At 53.6% G+C, this 261-nt stretch carries 1 protein-coding gene; it reads left to right on the top strand.

All coding sequences use genetic code 11. The features are described 5' to 3' along the window. The coding region (locus IAE52_RS11470; RefSeq protein WP_233611001.1) for a phage tail tube protein at positions 1–261 on the top strand (261 nt) is incomplete at both ends.

Genomic DNA, 261 nt, shown 5'->3' with positions numbered 1-261 from the left:
AGGAACCGCGAATGAAACAGGAGATTATACGGTTACTCTTCCGGGCTCAGTCGGCCCTAACGCACCAATTAGTGTTACAGCAACCGATACCGCGGGAAATGTGAGTGATCCAACTCCAGCGACCACTCCAGCAGACCCAGTAAGTCCAGTTCTCGTAGCTCCAACTGGTAACTTGAGCGCAACGACCTCAGCGATTGGCGGCTCAGACGGCATGGCTACTCTTCCAGCAACTCTGAAAGACAGTGAAGGTGCCGATGTTCC

Origin of the sequence: Lactococcus sp. S47, from assembly GCF_016517475.1 — a bacterium.
Lineage (GTDB): Bacteria > Bacillota > Bacilli > Lactobacillales > Streptococcaceae > Lactococcus > Lactococcus lactis.
The sequence above is the reverse complement of the archived record's forward strand: the minus strand, read 5'-3'. Positions and strand labels throughout refer to the sequence as shown.